Annotated in this window: 23 protein-coding genes and 2 pseudogenes; 14 read left to right on the forward strand and 11 right to left on the reverse strand. The window is 61.2% G+C overall.

From position 1 onward, the window contains the following. Positions 1–265: 265 nt before the first annotated feature. Together AC0R79_RS23425 and AC0R79_RS23430 are read left to right on the forward strand one after the other, a co-directional pair. Positions 266–949: pseudogene (locus AC0R79_RS23425) on the forward strand (PAS domain-containing protein); the annotation flags it as partial. A gap of 108 nt (positions 950–1,057) precedes the next feature. After that, positions 1,058–1,495: pseudogene (locus AC0R79_RS23430) on the forward strand (methyl-accepting chemotaxis protein); the annotation flags it as partial. Between the two features lie 6 nt (positions 1,496–1,501). Here AC0R79_RS23430 and AC0R79_RS23435 read toward each other — a convergent pair. Further along, positions 1,502–2,443 (reverse strand): LysR family transcriptional regulator, encoded by a 942-nt coding sequence (locus AC0R79_RS23435; RefSeq protein WP_474735181.1) that lies wholly within the window; start codon positions 2,441–2,443, stop codon positions 1,502–1,504. A 15-nt stretch (positions 2,444–2,458) separates the two neighbouring features. On the opposite strand from AC0R79_RS23435, the gene AC0R79_RS23440 reads away from it, so the two are divergent. Both AC0R79_RS23440 and AC0R79_RS23445 read left to right on the forward strand, forming a co-directional pair. After that, positions 2,459–3,166: a CTP synthase C-terminal region-related (seleno)protein gene (locus tag AC0R79_RS23440; protein WP_474731806.1), complete on the forward strand. Its 708-nt coding sequence runs from the start codon at positions 2,459–2,461 to the stop codon at positions 3,164–3,166. Then, positions 3,163–3,477, forward strand: a complete 315-nt coding sequence (locus AC0R79_RS23445; RefSeq protein WP_127799478.1) for an antibiotic biosynthesis monooxygenase family protein — start codon at positions 3,163–3,165, stop codon at positions 3,475–3,477. Before AC0R79_RS23440 ends, AC0R79_RS23445 begins: the two co-directional genes overlap by 4 nt. A gap of 56 nt (positions 3,478–3,533) precedes the next feature. Here AC0R79_RS23445 and AC0R79_RS23450 read toward each other — a convergent pair whose 3' ends face one another. Next, positions 3,534–3,860 (reverse strand): DUF2025 family protein, encoded by a 327-nt coding sequence (locus AC0R79_RS23450; protein ID WP_007951085.1) that lies wholly within the window; start codon positions 3,858–3,860, stop codon positions 3,534–3,536. A gap of 217 nt (positions 3,861–4,077) precedes the next feature. Between AC0R79_RS23450 and AC0R79_RS23455 the strand changes: the two genes are divergently transcribed. Next, the gene (locus tag AC0R79_RS23455; RefSeq protein ID WP_474731808.1) at positions 4,078–5,205 is read left to right on the forward strand and encodes a glycerophosphodiester phosphodiesterase; all 1,128 of its coding nucleotides are present in this window, start codon (positions 4,078–4,080) and stop codon (positions 5,203–5,205) included. Continuing rightward, a complete protein-coding gene (locus AC0R79_RS23460) occupies positions 5,205–5,888 on the forward strand; it encodes a helix-turn-helix transcriptional regulator (protein WP_474731810.1) in 684 nt (227 codons plus the stop codon). Before AC0R79_RS23455 ends, AC0R79_RS23460 begins: the two co-directional genes overlap by 1 nt. 1 nt (position 5,889) lies before the next feature. Here AC0R79_RS23460 and AC0R79_RS23465 read toward each other — a convergent pair whose 3' ends face one another. After that, entirely contained in the window at positions 5,890–6,768 is an 879-nt protein-coding gene (locus tag AC0R79_RS23465) for a sterol desaturase family protein (protein WP_474731812.1), read from the reverse strand. A gap of 152 nt (positions 6,769–6,920) precedes the next feature. On the opposite strand from AC0R79_RS23465, the gene AC0R79_RS23470 reads away from it, so the two are divergent. Continuing rightward, on the forward strand, positions 6,921–7,226 hold the full coding sequence (locus tag AC0R79_RS23470; protein WP_011335562.1) for a PepSY domain-containing protein: 306 nt from the start codon (positions 6,921–6,923) through the stop codon (positions 7,224–7,226). A 60-nt stretch (positions 7,227–7,286) separates the two neighbouring features. Here AC0R79_RS23470 and AC0R79_RS23475 read toward each other — a convergent pair whose 3' ends face one another. Continuing rightward, complete coding sequence (locus tag AC0R79_RS23475) at positions 7,287–7,730, reverse strand: hypothetical protein (protein ID WP_375747745.1); 444 nt, start codon at positions 7,728–7,730, stop codon at positions 7,287–7,289. Between the two features lie 222 nt (positions 7,731–7,952). Here AC0R79_RS23475 and AC0R79_RS23480 point away from each other — a divergent pair, with 222 nt between their 5' ends. Next, positions 7,953–8,975: a transporter gene (locus AC0R79_RS23480; RefSeq protein WP_085606510.1), complete on the forward strand. Its 1,023-nt coding sequence runs from the start codon at positions 7,953–7,955 to the stop codon at positions 8,973–8,975. A gap of 255 nt (positions 8,976–9,230) precedes the next feature. Continuing rightward, positions 9,231–10,844, forward strand: coding sequence for an inorganic phosphate transporter (locus AC0R79_RS23485; RefSeq protein ID WP_007951093.1), 1,614 nt, complete (start codon positions 9,231–9,233; stop codon positions 10,842–10,844). A gap of 53 nt (positions 10,845–10,897) precedes the next feature. Here AC0R79_RS23485 and AC0R79_RS23490 read toward each other — a convergent pair whose 3' ends face one another. Then, positions 10,898–11,794 (reverse strand): LysR family transcriptional regulator, encoded by an 897-nt coding sequence (locus AC0R79_RS23490; RefSeq protein WP_007951094.1) that lies wholly within the window; start codon positions 11,792–11,794, stop codon positions 10,898–10,900. Between the two features lie 120 nt (positions 11,795–11,914). Here AC0R79_RS23490 and AC0R79_RS23495 point away from each other — a divergent pair, with 120 nt between their 5' ends. After that, positions 11,915–12,670, forward strand: a complete 756-nt coding sequence (locus tag AC0R79_RS23495; RefSeq protein WP_474731814.1) for an SDR family NAD(P)-dependent oxidoreductase — start codon at positions 11,915–11,917, stop codon at positions 12,668–12,670. 60 nt (positions 12,671–12,730) lie between these two features. On the opposite strand, the gene AC0R79_RS23500 is transcribed toward AC0R79_RS23495, so the two are convergent. Next, positions 12,731–13,168: a multidrug/biocide efflux PACE transporter gene (locus AC0R79_RS23500; RefSeq protein ID WP_474731816.1), complete on the reverse strand. Its 438-nt coding sequence runs from the start codon at positions 13,166–13,168 to the stop codon at positions 12,731–12,733. 88 nt (positions 13,169–13,256) lie between these two features. On the opposite strand from AC0R79_RS23500, the gene AC0R79_RS23505 reads away from it, so the two are divergent. Further along, positions 13,257–14,111, forward strand: coding sequence for a LysR family transcriptional regulator (locus AC0R79_RS23505; RefSeq protein ID WP_474731817.1), 855 nt, complete (start codon positions 13,257–13,259; stop codon positions 14,109–14,111). Between the two features lies 1 nt (position 14,112). Here the strand turns inward: AC0R79_RS23505 and AC0R79_RS23510 are convergent, their stop codons facing one another. After that, positions 14,113–14,949 (reverse strand): LysR family transcriptional regulator, encoded by an 837-nt coding sequence (locus tag AC0R79_RS23510; protein ID WP_127799492.1) that lies wholly within the window; start codon positions 14,947–14,949, stop codon positions 14,113–14,115. Positions 14,950–15,060: 111 nt separating this feature from the next. On the opposite strand from AC0R79_RS23510, the gene AC0R79_RS23515 reads away from it, so the two are divergent. Continuing rightward, positions 15,061–15,786, forward strand: coding sequence for an SDR family oxidoreductase (locus AC0R79_RS23515; RefSeq protein WP_474731819.1), 726 nt, complete (start codon positions 15,061–15,063; stop codon positions 15,784–15,786). Between the two features lie 10 nt (positions 15,787–15,796). Here AC0R79_RS23515 and AC0R79_RS23520 read toward each other — a convergent pair whose 3' ends face one another. The 3 genes from AC0R79_RS23520 to AC0R79_RS23530 are packed head-to-tail and all read right to left on the reverse strand — an operon-like array spanning position 15,797 to position 17,844. Further along, positions 15,797–17,041 (reverse strand): RNA polymerase sigma factor, encoded by a 1,245-nt coding sequence (locus tag AC0R79_RS23520; protein ID WP_474731821.1) that lies wholly within the window; start codon positions 17,039–17,041, stop codon positions 15,797–15,799. After that, on the reverse strand, positions 17,034–17,378 hold the full coding sequence (locus AC0R79_RS23525) for a YciI family protein (protein WP_007951101.1): 345 nt from the start codon (positions 17,376–17,378) through the stop codon (positions 17,034–17,036). The genes AC0R79_RS23520 and AC0R79_RS23525 overlap by 8 nt, the downstream gene beginning before the upstream one ends. A gap of 40 nt (positions 17,379–17,418) precedes the next feature. Continuing rightward, the gene (locus AC0R79_RS23530; RefSeq protein WP_085606525.1) at positions 17,419–17,844 is read right to left on the reverse strand and encodes a YybH family protein; all 426 of its coding nucleotides are present in this window, start codon (positions 17,842–17,844) and stop codon (positions 17,419–17,421) included. Positions 17,845–17,986: 142 nt separating this feature from the next. On the opposite strand from AC0R79_RS23530, the gene AC0R79_RS23535 reads away from it, so the two are divergent. Together AC0R79_RS23535 and AC0R79_RS23540 are read left to right on the forward strand one after the other, a co-directional pair. Continuing rightward, the gene (locus tag AC0R79_RS23535; protein ID WP_474731823.1) at positions 17,987–18,472 is read left to right on the forward strand and encodes a GNAT family N-acetyltransferase; all 486 of its coding nucleotides are present in this window, start codon (positions 17,987–17,989) and stop codon (positions 18,470–18,472) included. A 17-nt stretch (positions 18,473–18,489) separates the two neighbouring features. Beyond that, complete coding sequence (locus AC0R79_RS23540) at positions 18,490–19,095, forward strand: pyridoxamine 5'-phosphate oxidase family protein (protein WP_375747755.1); 606 nt, start codon at positions 18,490–18,492, stop codon at positions 19,093–19,095. A 153-nt stretch (positions 19,096–19,248) separates the two neighbouring features. Here the strand turns inward: AC0R79_RS23540 and AC0R79_RS23545 are convergent, their stop codons facing one another. After that, on the reverse strand, positions 19,249–19,737 hold the full coding sequence (locus tag AC0R79_RS23545) for a GNAT family N-acetyltransferase (protein ID WP_474731824.1): 489 nt from the start codon (positions 19,735–19,737) through the stop codon (positions 19,249–19,251). Positions 19,738–19,942 lie beyond the last annotated feature (205 nt).

Raw genomic sequence — 19,942 nt, forward strand, 5'->3', positions numbered from 1 at the left:
AAAAACTTGTACAAAATTGAGAAAAATCGATTTCTTGTACAAGTTTATAAAGTTTTGTATAAGTTAATCCGCCAGCCGGGATGCTGGCACACTGCTTCCAGCCATTGATATATCTGGCTGGCTGACGCGGAAACAGGGACCCCTCCTTCAGTCCTATTTCCAGAGTGCCATGAACATGATTTTCAACCGCCACAAGACTGCCCTCGTCGATCTCCAAAACACCATCAACCAACAAGCGGGCCTACTGGAGGCGATCAACCGCTCCATGGCAGTGATCGAATTCGACGTCGACGGTGTGGTTCTGCGCGCCAACGACAATTTCCTGAAAACCATGGGTTACACGCGTGAACAGGTGGTCGGCCAGCCCCATCGCCATTTCTGTTCCCCAGAGTTTGCCCGTGGCAATCAGTACACCGAGTTGTGGTCGCGATTGAAAAGTGGCCAATTCCAGTCTGGCACCTTTGAACGTATCGACAGCCAGGGCCGACCGATCTGGCTCGAAGCCAGCTATAACCCGATCAAGGATGACTCGGGCCGCGTGGTGAAAGTGGTCAAGTACGCCATGGATGTCACCTCGAAGGTGCAGCAGGAAAGCGAAGCCAATGCGAAATTGCAGGCGATCGACCGCGCCATGGCGGTGATCGAATTCGATCTCGACGGCAATATTCTCACTGCCAATCAGAATTTCCTCACACGCATGGGCTACACCCTTGCCGAACTGAAAGGTAAACATCACCGCTTGTTCTGTACCGCTCAACTGGTCAACAGCAGCGCCTACCAGGATTTCTGGCGCCGGTTGAATCAGGGCGAACTGTTTCAGGGCCAGTTCGAACGCATCGACAAACGCGGTCAGACCGTGTGGCTCGAAGCCAACTACAACCCTGTCTATGACGCTGCTGGCCGATTGTGCAAAGTGGTGAAATTCGCCTCGGACGTCACCGCCCGCGTCGAGCAGCACGAGCAGGATGCACGCAGCGCCAGCGCCGCCTATCACATCTCCGTCGCCACCCGAAAAGTCGCCGAGCAAGGTACGCAAGTGATCCAGCAAGCGGCCAGTGAAATGCGCGACATCGCCGACGACATTGCCGAATCCTCGACCTTGATCGCGCAACTGGGCGAGCGCTCCGAACAGATCACCGCCATCGTCAACACCATTCGCGCGATTGCCGATCAGACCAACCTGCTGGCCCTGAACGCTGCCATCGAAGCCGCCCGCGCAGGCGAGCAGGGTCGCGGCTTTGCCGTGGTGGCCGATGAAGTGCGGCAGCTGGCGGCGCGCACCAGCGGCTCGACAGCGGAAATTTCCAACATGATCGGCCTGATCCAGAGTGAAACCCGTCAGGCGATCAAGAGCATGGAGGGCACCCAGGGTCGCGCGGCGCAAGGTGTCGAACTGGCGAATCAGGCCGGCACGGTGATTCTGCAGATCCGCGACGGCGCCAGTGAAGCAGTGGAAGCTGTGAGCATGTTCGCCAATGACCGGGCGCCGGGTTAAACACGACTACGGCAAACGCAGCGCCCGCCCCAGTTCATCGAACAGCGTGACCACCGAGCGCAATGCGCGGCAGTCCGGGCGGGTCAGCAGCCACAACGCGGTGTCGTAGCCGTGCAAAGGTTCGCTCAGGGCTTGCAGCCCTTCGTTGATGAGAAAGTCCGGCAACGCCGCCACGCCCAGCCCGGCGCGGACTAACTCCGTCACCGACAGCATGCTGTTGCAGCGATAGCTCGGCGTGACACCCGGCAACTGCTGGCGGCGCCAGGCGACGGTCGGGTGATCGGGCAGAAAGTCGTCCGGGGCGATCCACGTCAGCACCGCCAGATCGGCCGCTTCAACATTTTGTAGATAACGCTGACTGGCGCAGACCCGGTAGGAGATCTTCGCCAGCTCCCGTCCGACCAGATGCTCCGGCGGTGTACGCGTCAGGCGCAGGGCGATGTCGGCATCGCGGCGGCTGAGGTTGGCGAAATCGTTGGAAGTGCTCAGTTCGATGGTCAGCGCCGGGTAGTTCGGCATGAACTGCGCCAGCGCCGGCAGCAGCAGACCTTGCAACACCGAATCGGTACAGGTCAGGCGCACCGTGCCGCTGACCACTTCCCCGCCCTGCTCCACACCAATCCGCGCCGCTTCCAGGGCTTGTTCAGCACGTTCAGCCTGCTCGGCCAGAGTTTGCGCGAGGCTGGTGGGCAAATAACCGGCGCGGCTTTTTTCGAACAGTTGCTGGCCGAGTGAAGCCTCCAGTCGGCGTACGGCGCGAAACACCGTCGATACATCGACCTTCAACAGCTGCGCGGCCCGGGCCAGAGAGCCGCCTCGCACTAAAGCGAGGATCAGGGCCAGATCCGGGAAGTCGAGTTGATATTGCGTGGCTGCATTGATCACTTGGGCAAACGCCAATTTAGAGTGCGTGAACGCCAATCTATAGTGAGCGTCATCCCTCAACAAGCACAGCGAGTACTCATGGAATCCAGAGCCCTGCGCATCGCCCTGATCGGTGACTTCGATCCGCAAGTCACTGCCCACCAGGCCATCCCGATCGCCCTAGGACTGGCGGCAGAACACCTTCGCCGTCCGGTCGAATTCGAATGGTTAGCCACCGAGCACATCTTGCCCGAGACGCCGCTGGAACATTTCGACGGCTTCTGGTGTGTGCCGGCCAGCCCCTATAAAAGCGAAGACGGTGCCCTGCGAGCCATCCGCTTTGCCCGCGAGCAGCAGCGCCCTTTCCTTGGTACCTGCGGCGGTTTTCAGCATGCGGTGCTGGAGTTTTCCCGCCACGTGCTGGGCTGGGCCGACGCCGAACATGGCGAAACTTCACCTGACTCGAGCCGCGCAGTGCTCACACCGCTGACCTGCTCGCTGGTGGAAGCGGTGGACAGCATTCATCTGGTGCCCGGTTCGTTGATCGCCAGGGCGTACGAAACGTCGGAGATTCGTGAAGGCTATCGCTGCCGCTACGGTGTGAATCCGCAATTCGAACGGGAGTTGCTGACCCATGAACTACACGCCGTGGGTCACGATTCGGCAGGCGACCTGCGCGCCATCGAACTGAAAAACCATGTGTTCTTTGTCGCCACACTGTTTCAGCCGGAACGTGCGGCGCTCAAGGGGAACTTGCCACCGCTGGTGCGAGCATTTGTCGAAGCCTGCTCGGAGCACTGTCGATGAAACCGAACACTGAGTGTTTCGCCGTGATCTTCACTTCGAACCGTACCGAGGGCGACAACGGCTACACCGAAGCGTCCGAGCACATGATGCAGTTGGTTGCCGAGCAACCGGGGTTTCTCGGCATCGATTCGATCCGGGGCGCGGACGGGGTGGGGATTACGGTTTCGTACTGGGAGAGTGAGGCGGCGATTCTCGCCTGGCGCGAGCATCCGGAGCACCGGGTGATTCAGGCGCGTGGGCGGGCTGAGTGGTATTCGGCGTTTCAGACGCGGGTGTGTCGGGTGGAGCGGGAGTATCGGTTCGGGAAGTGAATATCGCGCCATCGTCAGCAGGCTGGCGATGGCGGCAAATGATTCACCGAAGCATCTCAGCCCTTCACCAGACTACGCACCGCCTCAATCTCCGGCACTTCGCGTTTATTCATATAAACGCGCAAAGGCTCGGTGATGTTGATCCGGTCATCGATGTTCTGGTCCAGCAGCAACTGGATCAGCTCACGCTTGAGGGTCATGGTCTGTTCGGTGGTCGGTGCCCAGACGAATTCGCTGCACGGAATGATGCCGTCATCGGCCACGTCCATGCCGAACGAGTCCTCACTGAAGCGCACGATGTACTGGCCGGTCTTGCGGTTGAGGCCGACAAAACCCTTGAGGTCGTCGGCGGCCTGGCAGATGAGTTGCGATGTGATGCGCATGGTAAACCTCACGAAAAGGATCGATGGTCTACACGCAGGGCAATGAGTGGCGCGCCCTCTGCCGGGGCGGTTGCCGTGGCCAAGCGTACTGCAAACAAACGCACAAAAGTGCGGAAATTTTCGCTTTCAGTACGTTTATGTCGGTCTCGCGATAGCACGTTTTCGTTTGAGTTGCTAAAAGGGACATCTTCGAAAATACCTGCGAAAGGACCTCGACATGCCCGCCACGTTTACCAAAAGCGCTCTGCTGCTGAGCCTGATGCTCGGCCTCGGCCAGGCCCACGCCGCCAGCCAGCCAAACCCGGTTGCGCTCGCTGCCTCCGAGGGCATTCCGCACCCGGCGGTGATCGCCCACCGAGGCGCGTCCTTCGATGCCCCGGAATCCACCGCCGCGTCCTACAAACTGGCGCGCGACCTTGGCGCCGATTACCTGGAAATGGACTTGCAGCGCAGCAAGGACGGCGTGCTGTTCGCCCTGCACGACGACAACCTGCAGCGCACCACCGACGTCGCCACCAAGTTTCCGGAACGCAAGGACAGCCCGGCCAATGCCTTCACCATGGCCGAACTGAAAACCCTCGACGCCGGCAGCTGGTACAACGCCAAGTACCCCGATCGCGCGCGCCCGTCCTATGTCGGTCTGAAGATTCTGACCCTCGACGAAATCATCGACATCGCCCAGGCCAATCCGAAGCACAAGCCGGGCCTGTACATCGAAACCAAGGAGCCGAAGCTGTTCCCGGGGATCGAGCATGACCTGAAGGAAAAACTCCAGGCCCGCGGCTGGCTGATCCCGGCCAGCACCAAACCGGCTAAAAACGTCGCCAGCGTCGGCGAGAGCAACGGCAAGGTGATCCTGCAAACCTTCGAGAAGAGCAGCCTTGAAATGCTGCAAAAGGAAATGCCGCAGGTGCCGAAGATCCTGTTGCTGTGGGTCGGCGAAGGCAGCATCGAGCCGAAATCCAAAGTGACCTTTGCCGAATCCGGCGAGAAGGACAAGAACGCTTTCTACGGCAAGCAAGAGCCGAAATCCGAAGCCGAATTCAAGCAGTGGATCGACTACGCCAAGGCACAGGGCGCTATCGGCACCGGCCCTTCGGCGAAGCTGACCCACGGCGGCGATCAGAGCTATTCGGATCTGGTGCAGCCATGGATGAACAAGTACACCCACGACAAGGGTCTGCTGGTGCACGTCTACACCGTGGATGAGCCGGTGGATTTCGAAAAAGTCATGGCCTCAGGTGTCGACGGCATCTTCACCAACCGCGCCAGCGAGCTGCTGAAGTTCTACAAACGCCCGGCCGCCGCCAGTGTGGACCAGGTGTTGAAGAACAACGGCTTCTGATGCAACCGGACACCCCGTGGACAGGCCGCCTCTGGCTGGGGCACGACCATGGCCTGATCCACGGGATGTCGGGGCGCACTGCGCCCCACTCCCACTATGCCCACCAACTGATTCTTGCCCCTGACCGCCAGGTGACGGTGTTGGTCGAGGACAAACCCGTCACCACTTCCAGCCTGCTGATTGCCTCGCAGACTCGGCATGCGATTGTCGAAGCGCCGGATCCGGTATTCACCGTGTACGCCGAACCGTTGCGGTTTGATGCCGAGACATTGCGCGATGCGTTGTTCGACATCGATTGGTCGCTGCCGGCGCTGGATCACGCGATTGGCCAATGCCCGCGCCGACCTCTGAATGACCCGCGCATCGAACGGGCCCTCGCCAATGTCGATGCTTCGCTGTCGAGCAAAGTCGCCGCCAGCGCCGTGGCCGATTCCGCCCATGTGTCGCTGAGCCAGTTGCAGCGGTTGTTCGTCAGTCAGGTCGGTTTGCCGGTACGGAGACTGGTGCTGTGGCGGCGATTGCGGCTGGCGATGGCGGCGATTCTGGCGGGCAGTGCGGTGACCGATGCTGCCCACGCCGCCGGATTTGCCGATTCGGCGCACTTCTCCCGCAGCCTGAAAAAACTCTTTGGGGTCACGGCGCGTCAGGCGTTGCAGCACATCGAATTGCGCTTGCTGGGTTGACTCAACGTCTCAAGCCCTCCGGCACTTTCGGCTCCTTTCCCAGTGCTGCCGGTTCGAACGGATCGAACAACTGCGCCACATAGCCACGCGGAAAATCCGGACGACTGCCGATACCCAGATCACCCTCGCCGATCCGGTAATCCTCGGTGTAAAACCCAGTGCCCAGCAGCCAGTCCCACAACGTGAAGAACAACCCGAAATTGACGTCACCCGCGCGCCCGTACTTCATGTGATGAAATCGGTGCAGCGGCGCCCAGGCGAAGATCCAGCGCAACGGGCCAATACGCATGTCGACGTTCGAATGCTGCAACAACAGCTGGATCGCAATGGCGAACGCCAGCAACACCGCCACCTCGGACGGAATGCCCAACACCAACAACGGCAACAACCCCGCCGTCGCCTCCAGCAGTTGATGCAGCGGATGCTTCATCAAACCGTTGAACCCGTAGAGCCGCTCGACACTGTGATGAATCGCGTGCAGCCGCCACATCCACGGCACGCGATGGCTGGCGTAATGCATCAGGCTCACGCCCGCATCGGCGATGAAAATCGCCAGCGCCACTTGCAGCCACAACGGCCAGTTCGACGGCCACGCACCGTCAATCGCCAGCAGCGCCACCAGCCCCGGCAATGCCAGCAGGCCGACGGCATTCAGCGCTTCGTTGACCAGTGCGTGCAGGATGTCGCGCCGACGATCACCGATGGGACGGTTCCAGTTCACTTCATAAGGCAACAGCCATTCGCCCGCGAACGATACCGCCAGCGCCACAACAAAAAGCGGCAACAACCACAACAGCGAATACCCCGCCAGCCCTATTGCGCCGCCAATAAATCCAACCCAGAACAACGGCGCGTACAGCCACGAAAAGATGCGTTTCATGCTCACCTCCATTTATCGAAGGCTGAGCATGAAAGTTTGCGCAGAACCGCAATTGAACAAACGACGCAAACCGGCCGGGTGTTTTTAAGGGTGAGTTAAGTTGCGGCGATTAACCTGAACTCACTTAAACGAATCACCCAAAGGAATAACCGATGAAAACCCTGACTGCCCTGTTTACTGCTGCCGCCCTGACTCTCACCGCTGGCCTGGCCCAGGCTGACGTTCGCGTTGACCAGATCCCGCAACTGGTCAAGGAAGGCAAGATCAAGTCGCTGGAGTCGATGAACGAACAAGCGCTGAAACTGCATCCGGGTGCGACCATTACTGACACGGATCTGGATAACCACTTCAATGGTTATGAGTACGAAGTTGAGTTGCGTACTGCTGATGGCAAGGAGTTTGATGTGGACTTCGATGCGACCACTGGCAAGGTACTGAGCGACAAGCAAGACACTTGATTGGCTGATAAATCAAAGCCGCACGACTTTTGGGTTGTGCGGCTTTTTTGTGTCTGCAATTTATGCGGAGGTACTGACCAGCGAGCCAGACGTACTCGAATCCGAATCCTGCAAAGCCGCCAACAACGCCGCCGTCGCCGTCTGCAACGAAGCCGAGGTCGTAGCAATCTGCGACTGCGCAGCCGCAACATCCGCCGCCTTGGCATCCTGGCTTTCCTGCTTCGCCTGAGCCGCTTGCAGCGCCTTTTGCTCTTCCTGCAACTGCTTCTGCAACTCGGCAATCTGCTTGCGCAGTTCTTTCACGGTATCCGACTCATCGCTGCTGGAACTGCTGTCCCCCGCCGGCGCCGCTCCACCGCCCGCCGCGACTTTGCTGGTGTCGGCTTTCACACCGGTGCTGGCCGCCGCGGTGGTCGAGGTGTCGTCGCCCGAGTCGGCAATCGAGGTTTTGCTGGTGGGCGTGCTGACGGTCTGATTGATCGAAACAGACGTGATGCTGACCATGGGAAATCTCCAATGCCGGTTATAGATAACCGGGCATCGGCGACGGTCTGCACGAATTGAGATCGACTGTGTACCGACTCGGTAACCGAACCGGTACACAGTCGCTGGCCGGTCGGATTTCACGTCACCCTGCCGTCACACAACCGTCATGTGACATTGCGATGCTGCGGCTCAGGTGAATCTGCAAATCCCGCGACAGACGCCTCCTCGCAGCGAGCCTTCATGAACCACAGCCTCGATATCAGTCATCGTGATCCTGACCTGTTCGGCCTGCTTTACGGCTTTCGCTTTCGCCCCGGCGAACGTGGGCGCGAGGTGGATTCGGCGACCGCCCTGCGCTGCCTGCAAGACGATAGCGAGGGCGATGAATTTCTCTGGCTGCACCTGAACCTGGCCCACGCCGCGTGCGAGCGCTGGATGAAAAGCCATCTGCAATTGCCCGAAGAATTTTTCGAAGCGCTGCACGAAGGTTCGCGCTCGACCCGCATCGAGCATGTCGATTCGGCGTTGCTGGCGGTGGTCAACGACGTGGTGTTCAACCTCAGCAGCATGGTGTCGTCGGACGTGTCGACGCTGTGGGTCTGCGTGCGCAGCAAACTGATCGTCAGTGCACGTCTGCAACCGTTGCACTCGGTGGACAAGCTGCGTTCTTCGGTGAAGTCCGGCGAGTGCTTTCGTTCGCCGCTGGAACTGCTGGTGCATCTGCTGCGCGACCAGGGCGAAGTGCTGACCCAGATCGTGCGCAAGACCAGCATGAGCGTCGATCAGGTCGAGGACGAATTGCTCTCCTCGCGGCTGTCGACCAACCGCGCCGAACTCGGTGCCAACCGACGAGTGCTGGTGCGCCTGCAACGGCTGCTGGCGCTGGAACCGGGATCGCTGCTGCGCCTGCTCAACCGGCCGCCGCCGTGGTTGCAGAAGGAAGACGTGAAGGAGCTGCGCAAATCCACCGAGGAGTTCGCGCTGATCATCAACGACCTCACGGCCCTCGGCGAGCGGATCAAGCTGTTGCAGGAAGAGATCGCCGCCAACCTCAACGAGCAAAGCAACCGCACGCTGTTCACCCTGACCGTGGTCACGGTGCTGGCGCTGCCGATCAACATCATTGCCGGTTTCTTCGGCATGAACGTCGGCGGTGTGCCGCTGGCCACCGATCCGGAGGGTTTCTGGATTCTGGTGGCGCTGGTGGCGACGTTCACAGTGATTGCCGGGCGCTGGGCGTTTCGCAAGCGGCGGGATTACTGACTTACTTTGCGAGATCGTTCCCACGCTCCGCGTGGGAATGCATCAGGTGACGCTCTGCGTCACAGGGACGCGGAGCGTCCCGGGCGGCGTTACCACGCAGAGCGTGGGAACGATCATCCGTAAGTGTGAGAGCGATCACCGCCTTCAGATCAGCGGTGAAGCTAAAACCCCAAACACTGATCTGTCGCAGCCTCTCTGTAATATTTAGCAACGATCATGGGCGACACTCCTTCCCCCGCTCAGGATTGTCCTCCCATGGCTACTCCCTCCCTGACCGCCAGCCCGGCCCCCGCTGCCAGTGGCAGGCCGGCCCTCGACAAGAAAACCGGCCCGTTCACCTACGTGGTGTTTTTCGCGGTGCTGGCGATGGGGCTGCTGTTCACCGCTTACAGCCTGATGCACGACATGCACGAACTCGGCACGGTGGTCACCACCTGGACGCCGTTTCTGCTGCTCGGCGTGGCGCTGTTGATTGCGCTGGGCTTCGAATTCGTCAACGGTTTCCACGACACCGCCAACGCCGTGGCGACGGTGATTTACACCCATTCGCTGCCGCCGCATTTCGCAGTGGTCTGGTCGGGGTTCTTCAACTTCCTCGGCGTGCTGCTGTCGAGCGGTGCGGTGGCGTTCGGCATCATCGCGCTGCTGCCAGTAGAGTTGATTCTGCAAGTCGGTTCGTCCGCCGGTTTCGCGATGATCTTCGCCCTGCTGATCGCGGCGATCCTGTGGAACCTCGGCACCTGGTGGCTGGGCCTGCCGGCCTCGTCGTCGCACACGCTGATCGGTTCGATCATCGGCGTCGGCGTGGCCAACGCGCTGATGCACGGCCGCGACGGCACCAGCGGTGTGGACTGGGCGCAGGCCACCAAGATCGGTTACGCGCTGCTGCTGTCGCCGCTGGTGGGCTTCGGTTGCGCAGCGCTGTTGCTGCTGGCGTTGCGCGCGTTCGTGAAGAACCGTTCGCTGTACAAGGCACCGGAAGGCAACACCCCGCCGCCGTGGTGGATTCGCGGTCTGCTGATCCTGACCTGCACCGGTGTGTCCTTCGCCCACGGCTCCAACGACGGCCAGAAAGGCATGGGCCTGATCATGCTGATTCTGGTCGGTACCCTGCCGATGGCTTATGCGCTGAACCGCACCATGCCGGAAGAACAGTCGCTGCAATTCGCCGCTGTCGCCCAGGTGACCCAGCAAGCACTGGTGAAAAGTGCGCCACTGCCGGCACCGGCCGATCCACGTGCAGTGCTCTCCGACTACGTGCGCAGCAAGGAAGCCACGCCGCAGCTGATTCCGGCCCTCGCCTCCCTGACCGGGCACATCGGTGAAGAAGTCAAAGGCTACGGCTCGCTGGCGAAAGTCCCGGCCGAGGCAATGGGCAACGTGCGCAACGACATGTACCTGGCCAGCGAAACCATTCGCCTGATGGACAAGAACAAGGTCGGCACCTTCGACGCCGACACCAGCGGCAAGCTGCAACTGTTCAAGCAACAGATCGACAACGCAACGCGGTTCATTCCGCTGTGGGTGAAGATCGCGGTGGCGATTGCCTTGGGGCTGGGCACCATGGTCGGCTGGAAGCGGATCGTGGTCACGGTCGGCGAGAAAATCGGCAAAACTCACCTGACCTACGCCCAGGGCGCCTCGGCGGAAACGGTAGCGATGCTGACCATCGGCGCCGCCGACATGTTCGGCCTGCCGGTGTCGACCACTCATGTGTTGTCCTCGGGCGTGGCCGGGACCATGGTCGCCAACGGTGGCGGCCTGCAGATGAAGACCATCCGCAATCTGCTGATGGCGTGGGTGCTGACGTTGCCGGCGGCGATTCTGCTGTCGGGCAGTCTGTATTGGTTGTTTACCCAGATCTTCTGATCCAGCCGAATCCCTGTGAGAGCCCTTGCTCCCACAGGGATTTGCCGCAGAAATCAGAGCGTCGAGCGAATCAAATCCCCCAGCCAGTCCATGAACACCCGCACCCGCAACGGCAGATGCCGCTGCCTCGCGTACAACAGTGAAATGCCCATCGCCGGCGCGGTGTATTGCGGCAGCACTGTCACCACCTCGCCGGTATCCAGATAAGTATTCATGCCGGTACGCGGCACCTGGATCAGACCGAACCCACCCAGGCACGCCGACTCGTAGGCATCGGTGCTGTTGACCGTCACACTGCCGGCCATCGGCACGCGATGAACCTGCCCGTCCTGCTCGTAAACAAACCCTTCCGAACGCGAACCCAGCACACCGACGTAGTGCACCAGCCGATGCTGCGCCAGATCTTCAAGGGTCTGCGGCACGCCGTAGCGCTCGAGATACGCGGGACTGGCGCAGTTGATCATGCTGAAATCCCCCAGGTGCCGCGCCACCACCGACTGATCGGGCTGCGCGCCGATGCGCACCACGCAATCGAAGCCTTCGGCGAGCAGGTCGACCCGGCGATCGGTGCTGCTGATTTCCAGCTCCAGATTTGGATGACGGGCCATGAATTCCGGCAGCTTCGGCATGATCAGCCGCCGCGACAGAATGTTCGGCATATCGACCCGGATCCGCCCGGTCAACGACGCTTCGTCCTGGCGGAACAGGTTCTCGATTTCGTCCATGTGCGACAGCAGATCCTTGCTCCGCTCATACAACGCGAGGCCGTCCTGAGTCGCCTGGACCTTGCGTGTGGTGCGTTGCAGCAGGCGCGTGCCGAGCAGGCTCTCCAGCGCCTGCACCTGCTCGGACACCGTCGAACGCGGCAGCCCGAGACTCTCCCCCGCCATCGTGAAACTCGACAATTCGCTGACCCGGACGAAGGTGCGCAGCAGTTCCAGTTTGTTCATGGGCCACCCATTGATTGTTCGGACAATCCGACCAGTGATTCCGGTTTCAGTCTGTTTATCACCTCACAGCGGATAAATAAACTGTGCCCCATCAACCGTCACCGCCATCGAGGAAGACCCATGAACCGCAAAATCGCACTGATCACCGGTGCCAGCCGTGGCCTCGGCAAGAACGCCGCCCTGCACCTCGCCGCGCAAGGCGTAGACATCATCGGCACCTACAACAGCCGCGCCGATGAAGCCCAGGCACTGGTGCAGGAAGTGGAAACACTCGGCGCCAAAGCCGTGATGCTGCAACTGGATGTCGGGCGCAGCGAAGGCTTTGCCGAGTTCGCCGTGCGGGTCGAGCAAGCGCTGCAACAGCTGGAAAGTCCGCGCTTCGATTTCCTGATCAACAACGCCGGGATTGGCGTGCATGCTTCCTTCGCCGACACCACGCCAGAGCAGTTCGACCTGCTGATGAACGTGCAGTTGAAAGGACCGTTCTTCCTGACTCAGCAATTGCTGCCGCTGATCAACGATGGCGGGCGGATCATTAACATCTCCAGCGGTCTGGCCCGTTTCACCTTGCCGGGTTATGCCGCCTACGCGGCAATGAAAGGCGCGATGGAAGTGCTGACCCGTTATCAGGCCAAGGAGCTCGGGGCGCGGCAGATCGCCGTGAATATCCTGGCACCGGGCGCCATCGAAACCGACTTCGGCGGCGGCGCGGTGCGCGACAATTCGGCGCTGAACGCGATGGTCGCCAGCAACACCGCGCTGGGCCGTGCCGGGCAGCCGGATGACATTGGCGGTGCGCTGGCGCTGCTGCTGTCGCCGGGGGCGCAGTGGATCAACGGTCAGCGGATTGAAGCGTCGGGCGGGATGTTTCTCTAAACCCTGCAAAAATCCCGGACAAAAAAAATCGCAGCCCTCACAGGCGGCGATTTTTTGTTTTCAGCTCTGGCAAACGCTGCGCATCACCAGCCGCTCGCGCAACACGTCATAACCCCAGTGATAGACGTAGGTGTATGGCAGGAAGAACAGCAGCACGCCGATGTCGAGCAGGAACGCCTGCCACAGGCTGGCCGACAACCACCAGGCAATCAGCGGTACGCCCATCACGATCAACCCGCCCTCGAACAGCAGCGCGTGCGCCACTCGCACCCAGGCGTTGTGGGCGATGTTCCAGCGTTTGAGCAGGCGGTCGAAGAAGCCGTTGAACACCACGTTCCAACCCAGGGCCAGCATCGCGATGGCGATAGTGACGGCGCCCATTTCGACCAGCGGTTTGCCCATGATCCACGCCAGCAACGGGGTACAGATCAGGATCGCCAGCAGTTCGAAACCGATGGCCTGGAAGATACGTTCAGTGATGGATTTGTTGGCAGTCATGGCCGAAGTCCTCTGTGAAGATGGTTGCCATGATCCAGCACCGCACCGATACTTCATAACCAATAACCATCGATCAAGGCGATAGTTCATGGCATCTCAGGAAGTGTTGCTCGCGTTTGTCCAGGCGGCGACTCAAGGCTCCTTTTCGGCGGCGGCGCGCAAACTCGGGCGCAGTCAGTCGACGGTGAGTGCGGCGGTGGCCAGTCTTGAGATTGATCTGGACTTGATCCTGTTCGACCGCAGCAGCCGCAAACCGACGCTGACTCCGGCGGGGCACGTGATGCTGCAACGGGCCGAGGCGATTCTGTCCGCCACCAGCCGTCTGGAAATGACCGCCCGGCAATTGGCCCAAGGTGTTGAGCCGAAACTCACGGTGGCGATTTCCGACACTTATCAGTCCGACCGTTTCGAGGCGGCGCTGGTGGGGTTCGAGCAGCGCTATCCGGATCTGGAGCTGGAATGCCTGATCGCCGAATGCGATGACCTGGTCGAACTGGTGCAGCGCGGTCGAGCGCATCTGGCGTTCGCCGAGATGCAGGACAACTACCCGCCGGATCTGGCGACCGCGACCGTCGCCGAGCGCACTGAAATCGCCCTGTTCGTTGGTCGCGGGCATCCGCTGGCGACGCAGGAATCCATCGATCAAACAATCCTTGAACAGCATCGCGAGCTGCGCCTGGCCACCATCGTCAATCCCTATGACAGTCGCGGCAAAGGCCGGGTGTGGTCGGCGCCGAGTTATCTGATGTTGCTGGAGATGGCCGAGAAAGGTTTCGGCTGGGCGCCGCTGCCGCGCTGGCTGGTGGAGCGTTTCGGCAATGACTTGCTGGTTGAACTGAAGGTGCGCGGCTGGCCGAAACCGGTGTTCGTCGATGCGCTGTGGTCGAGGCTGTACCCGCCGGGGCCGGCGGGGAGCTGGTTGCTGAGCAAGATGCTGGAATAGCTCAGGCCGCCTCGATAGCTACCGGGCGGTTCACCTGAAAATACTCGTGCAACCCGCGCATTGTCGGCAGCTCCAACGCCTGCGCCGCGTAGCACAATCCCACCCGCCGGGTCGGCGCCGGCAGGTGCAGCGCGCGCACGACGATGCGTTCATGCCCGCTGACCAGCGACTGCGGCAACATCGCCACACCGACACCCGCGGCCACCATGTGCAACGCCTGTTGCAGTGAACCGGCATGCCCCGCCACCGCTTCCGGCGAGCGTCCGTACAGCGCCATCAACCGCTGATGGGACGGATGCTGCGGGCAGGTGATCCAGTCCTCGATCGGCGCCCAGCCTGCTTGCGCGTTGGCCATCGGATGATCGAGAGGCAGCGCCATCACATAGGACTCTTCCCACAGCGGCAGGAACAGTTCGTCTTCGCAGCACATTTCCTCGACCGCCAACCGACCGTCACCGTGACAGCCCTCCTCCAGGGTCAGCAGCAGATTGGGCAACGCCTGATGGGCCATGCGCACAAAGGCTTCGATGTGACTGGCGGCGATATCGCCCTCGATGCCGAGGGTCAGCGGCGCACGATTTTCGCGGCCGCGAAACATCCGGCTCAGCGCCTCGGACTCGGCCACCATCCGCCGTGCCTGCGGGTACAGCAGCCGCGCTTCGTCGCTGACTTCCACACCTCTTGGCTGACGCACGAACAACGTCGCGCCGAGTTCTTCTTCCAGCTGTTTGATGGTCACCGACAATGTGGGCTGGCTGATGAACAGCCGTTGTGCGGCGGCGGTGATGTTGCGTTCCTCGAACACCGCGAGGAAGGCTTTGAGATGGCGGATATCCATAGGAGATTCCGATAGCAGACAGAGGAATAAGGCATTTTTCAGCCTCCAGCGGGCTAAATATACTGCGTCCCGAATCTGGTTATTTGTTTTTCTTATCTCAGGAGTTCAACCATGAGCAAGCCATTGATCATCATCACCGGCGCCAGCTCGGGCATCGGCGAAGCCACCGCCCGCCGCTTGAGCGCTGCCGGCCATCCGCTGCTGTTGCTGGCCCGGCGCATCGAACGCCTTGAAGCACTGGCCCTGCCGAACACCCTCAGCCGCCGCGTCGACATCACCGACCGCGCCGCGTTGCTGGCCGCTGTGGCCGAGGCGGAAGCGCAATTCGGTCCGGCCGATGCGCTGATCAACAACGCCGGGGTGATGCTGCTGGGCGAGATGAGCAAGCAGGACCCGGCGCAGTGGGACCAGATGCTCGAGGTCAACGTGAAAGGCCTGCTCAACGGCGTGCACGCGGTGGTCGCCGGGATGATCGAGCGCAAGCACGGCACCATCATCAACGTCAGCTCGGTGGCCGGGCGCAAGACGTTCCCGAACCATGTGGCGTATGTCGGCACCAAGTTTGCGGTGCACGGGTTGTCCGAGAACCTGCGTGAGGAGTTGTCGCCGCATAACGTGCGGGTGACCACGATTGCGCCGGGCGCGGTGGAGACCGAGTTGCTGAGCCACACCACGGATGAGGCGATCAAGACCGGGTATCAGGCCTGGAAGCAGGACATGGGGGGGACGGTGTTGAGTGCCGAGGATGTGGCGACGGCGATTGCTTATGCTTATGGGCAGCCGCAGGGGGTTTGTATTCGCGAGATTGTGATGGCGGCTACTCGGCAGCAGGCCTGATCCCATCTTTTCAAGGGCGATTGCTCGGCGCCAGCTCCTGCAATCGTCCTTCGATAAACCTGCGTTCCGGCTCCTGCCGAGTCAATTCCAAGGCCCGCCGATAAGCCTCCCGAGCCTCCTCCACCCGCCCCAACTGCCGACAAAACTCCGCCCGCGCCGAATGCGCCAAGTGGTAATCCTGCAATTCCCCACGGTCCAGAATCCCTTCGACCAGGGTCAACCCCGCCAGCGCGCCATCCCGTTTGGCCACCGCCACCGCCCGGTTCAACTCGATCACCGGCGACGGCACCGCCCGCAACAAAACGTCATACAGCCCGACGATCTGCGCCCAGTCCGTCTCCCCTGCCGTCGGCGCTTCGGCATGCACCGCCGCAATCGCTGCCTGCAGGCAGTAAGGCCCGAAACGTCCCGTGGTCAGCGCCTTTTCCACCAGATCGCAGCCTTCGGCGATCAGCTCGGCATTCCACAATCCGCGATCCTGATCATCCAGCAAGATCAGTTCACCGCTTGGCGTCGACCGCGCCGAGCGCCGCGATTCATGCAGCAGCATCAGCGCCAGTAGCCCCATAACTTCCGGATCCGGCAACAACTCGAGCAGCAACCGCCCGAGGCGGATCGCCTCGCGGGTCAGGTCTTCGCGGGTCACCTGAGCGCCGCCGGACGCCGAATATCCCTCGTTGAACACCAGATAAATCACCCGCAACACGCTATCGAGGCGTTCGGGCAATTCGCTCAGGCTCGGCACTTGGTAGGGGATTTTTGCATCGCGAATCTTCGCCTTGGCGCGCACGATGCGCTGGGCAATCGCCGCTGGGGCCGAGAGAAACGCCCGGGCGATTTCTTCGGTGGTGAGGTCGCAGACTTCACGCAACGTCAGCGGCACTTGCGCGTCGGCCGCCAGCGCCGGGTGGCAGCAGGTGAAGATCAGGCGCAGGCGGTCGTCTTCCACGTCTTCGGCGTCCCATTCGGACTGTTCCAGTTCTTCCAGTTGCGCCAGCAATAACGGCTGCGAGGCCTTGAACCGCGCCCGACGGCGCAACACGTCGATCGCCTTGAAGCGCCCGGTGGACACCAGCCAGGTTCGCGGATTGTCCGGCACGCCGTCGCGCTGCCAGCGCTCGACCGCGACGAAGAACGCCTCGTGCAAGGCTTCTTCGGCGAGGTCGAAATCGCCGAGCAGGCGAATCAGGGTCGCGAGGATCCGCCGCGAGTCTTCGCGATAGACCTGCTCGACCCGCGTCCTGACCTCAGACATTCAACTGGCGCACGGGACGCACTTCGACGCTGCCGACCCGGGCCGCCGGAATGTTGCCGGCGACCTGGATCGCTTCGTTGAGGTCCCGCGCGTCGATCAGGTAGAAACCGGCCAGCTGTTCCTTGGTCTCGGCGAACGGGCCGTCGGTGATCGACAGCTTGCCGTTGCGCATGCGCACCGTGGTGGCGGTCTGCACCGACTCCAACGCTTCGGCGGCGACCATCCGGCCGCTGCCCTGGATCGACTCGGCGTAGGCCCAGCACTCGGCATCTTCCGGGCTGTCGGGCGACGAATGCAGCAGGCGCTCATCGCTGTAGACCAGGCATAAATACTTCATGGCGTTCTCCTGAATCGGACGGATCAACTATGGCTGAAGATCAGGGTTTCACATCGAACAGGGTCGCGCCGCTCATCGGGTCGAACGGTGCCGACCAGTGTTCGTGGGCGATCTTCCACGCCCCGCCGACCTGCCGGTAGCAGGCGGTGACGCGCATCCAGCAACTCTGGGTTTCGCCCTTTTCATTGGTACCGCCGCAGTTGGCGACCCAGTGGGCGAAAGCGATGTTGTCGGCGGTCTCGATGGCGATTTCGTGGAACTCGAAAATGTGCGGGCCGGGGCACATTTCCATGCAATCCACCCAGTGTGCGCGGTAGGCCGGTTTGCCCTTGAATTGCAGGGCCTTGATCGCATCGAAGGAAACGATGTCGTCGGCGTACAGGGCCATGACTTTTTCCACGTCCTTGGTCATCACCGCCTCGCGGTAGGTGTCGATCAGGCTTTGAATCTGCGCTTGCGTACTCATGGGGTTTCTCCCTGGTTTTTGTTGTGAAGACACCCTTAGTCGTTCGGCGATTTGCTGGATCGACAGTTGAAACAAAAAAATTCCGGAGAAGACAAAATCGCTAGAATCCGAGACTCATCTTTGTAGGAAAAAGGAAATTCCCGTGTCAGCTCGACTCGTGCCTTACGAAAGCCTGAACGCCACCCAACGCCAACAGGTCGAGGCCATTGAAATCCACGCCGAGCAGATCAAGTTCTCCGGCGACATCCACGGCGCCCTGCACACGCTGCTGTCGAAACCCAGCCCTGGCGTGAAGGGTTTTGCGCTGCTGGCTGAAGACGTGCCGGTGGCCTTTCTGCTGCTCAAGCGCCCGCCCGTGTTGCCGGAATGGGCCGATGAACACAGCGCCACCCTGCATGCGTTGCAGGTCGATCACCGCGCCCAGGGCAAGGGTTATGGCAGAGCCTGCCTTCTCGCGTTGCCGGACGTTGCGCGTCAGGCCTGGCCGGAGATCAAAGGGCTGGAACTGTCGGTGGACGCCGACAATGACGCCGCGATTGCGCTGTACGCCAAGTACGGTTTCGTCGACAGCGGCGAGGCCTACAAGGGCCGCATCGGTTACGAGCGGCGCATGGGGCTGTTCTTCTAATCGTCGAGGGAGCAACGATGATCGATTCAATCGAGGCGCTGGAAGCCATTTACGGATTGCCCCACGAGCGGGCGGTGCGCAAGCAGATCGGCTTTCTCAACGAGGACTATCAGGCGATGGTCCGGGTTTCGCCGCTGGTGATTGTCAGCTCGGTGGGTGCCGATGGCATCGACGGTTCACCGCGCGGCGACGCGCCGGGGTTTGTGCGGATCATTGACGAGCGCACGCTGGCTCTGCCGGACCGGCCGGGCAACAACCGCATCGATACCTTGCGCAACGTGCTACACGATCCGCGAGTGTCGCTGTTGTTCATCATTCCGGGGATCGGCGAGACGTTGCGGGTCAACGGTACGGCGACCATCAGCGCTGATCCGCAGTTACTGGATAGCTTCGCGGTGAACGGCAAACCGGCGCGCACGGTGTTGCTGCTGACGGTGGAGGCGGCGTTCTTTCATTGCTCCAAGGCTTTCGTGCGTTCGGATGCGTGGAACCCTGAAACCCACTTGCCGCGCTCGGCGCTGCCGACGGCGGGGGCGTTTCACAAGCGGCTGAATGATGGGCAGTTCGATGCCGAGGCCTATGATCGCGAGGCCCCGGCCAGAGTACGTGACACCCTCTACTGACCCCGCCCACCGATCGTTCCCACGCTCTGCGTGGGAATGCAGACTTTGACGCTCTGCGTCATGACGGTGCCAGGCGTTGCATCAGTGGTGCGGCAGGAACGCGGAGCGTCCCGGGCTGCATTCCCACGCGGAGCGTGGGAACGATCAACGCGGTTACAGCGTCAGGATCATCTCGTGCCACGCCATGCCGCCGTGGTCGGACTCCGAGGGTTTGATGTAGGCGAAGCCAAACCCGGCATACAGCGGAATATGTTTTTCCTTGCACATCAAATGAATCGTCGCCTTGTCCATCCCGCGCATGCGTTCGATGAATTCGGCCATCAAGCGTTTCGCCAGGCCCTGCCCCTGATAATCCGGGTGCACCACCACCGACATGATCACCACGTTCGGCCCGGCCGGATCGTGGCCGATCAGTTCCTTGAACGCCTCGTCGGACATCTGCACGTCAAACGCCGCACCGGAGTTGATGAAGCCGGCAACCTGCCCGTCCACTTCGGCGACGATGAAACCGTCCGGCCAGGTGGCGATGCGCGTGGCGATTTTCTCGCGGGTCGCGGCTTCGTCGCCCTCGTAGGCGAGGGTTTCGATGGCGTAGCAGCGGTCCAGGTCGGCGGCGGTGACGTGGCGGATGACGGTGTTCATGGCGGCTCGAAATCAGTGGAAACAAGGCCGCCAAGGATAAAGGAATAAGGTGTTCATATCGATCCGCACGGGCGGCGTAAAGCCTGCGTATAAGCGCTTTTCTTCGGCTTCGGGACGGTCTATTTCTGACGCCTGTCTCTGATCACCCGAGGGGGGAACCGTTTATGAGCAGCGTTGAGATCGGTTTGTTGATGGTGTTGGGCAT

This window comes from Pseudomonas sp. HD57-3, assembly GCF_056113135.1.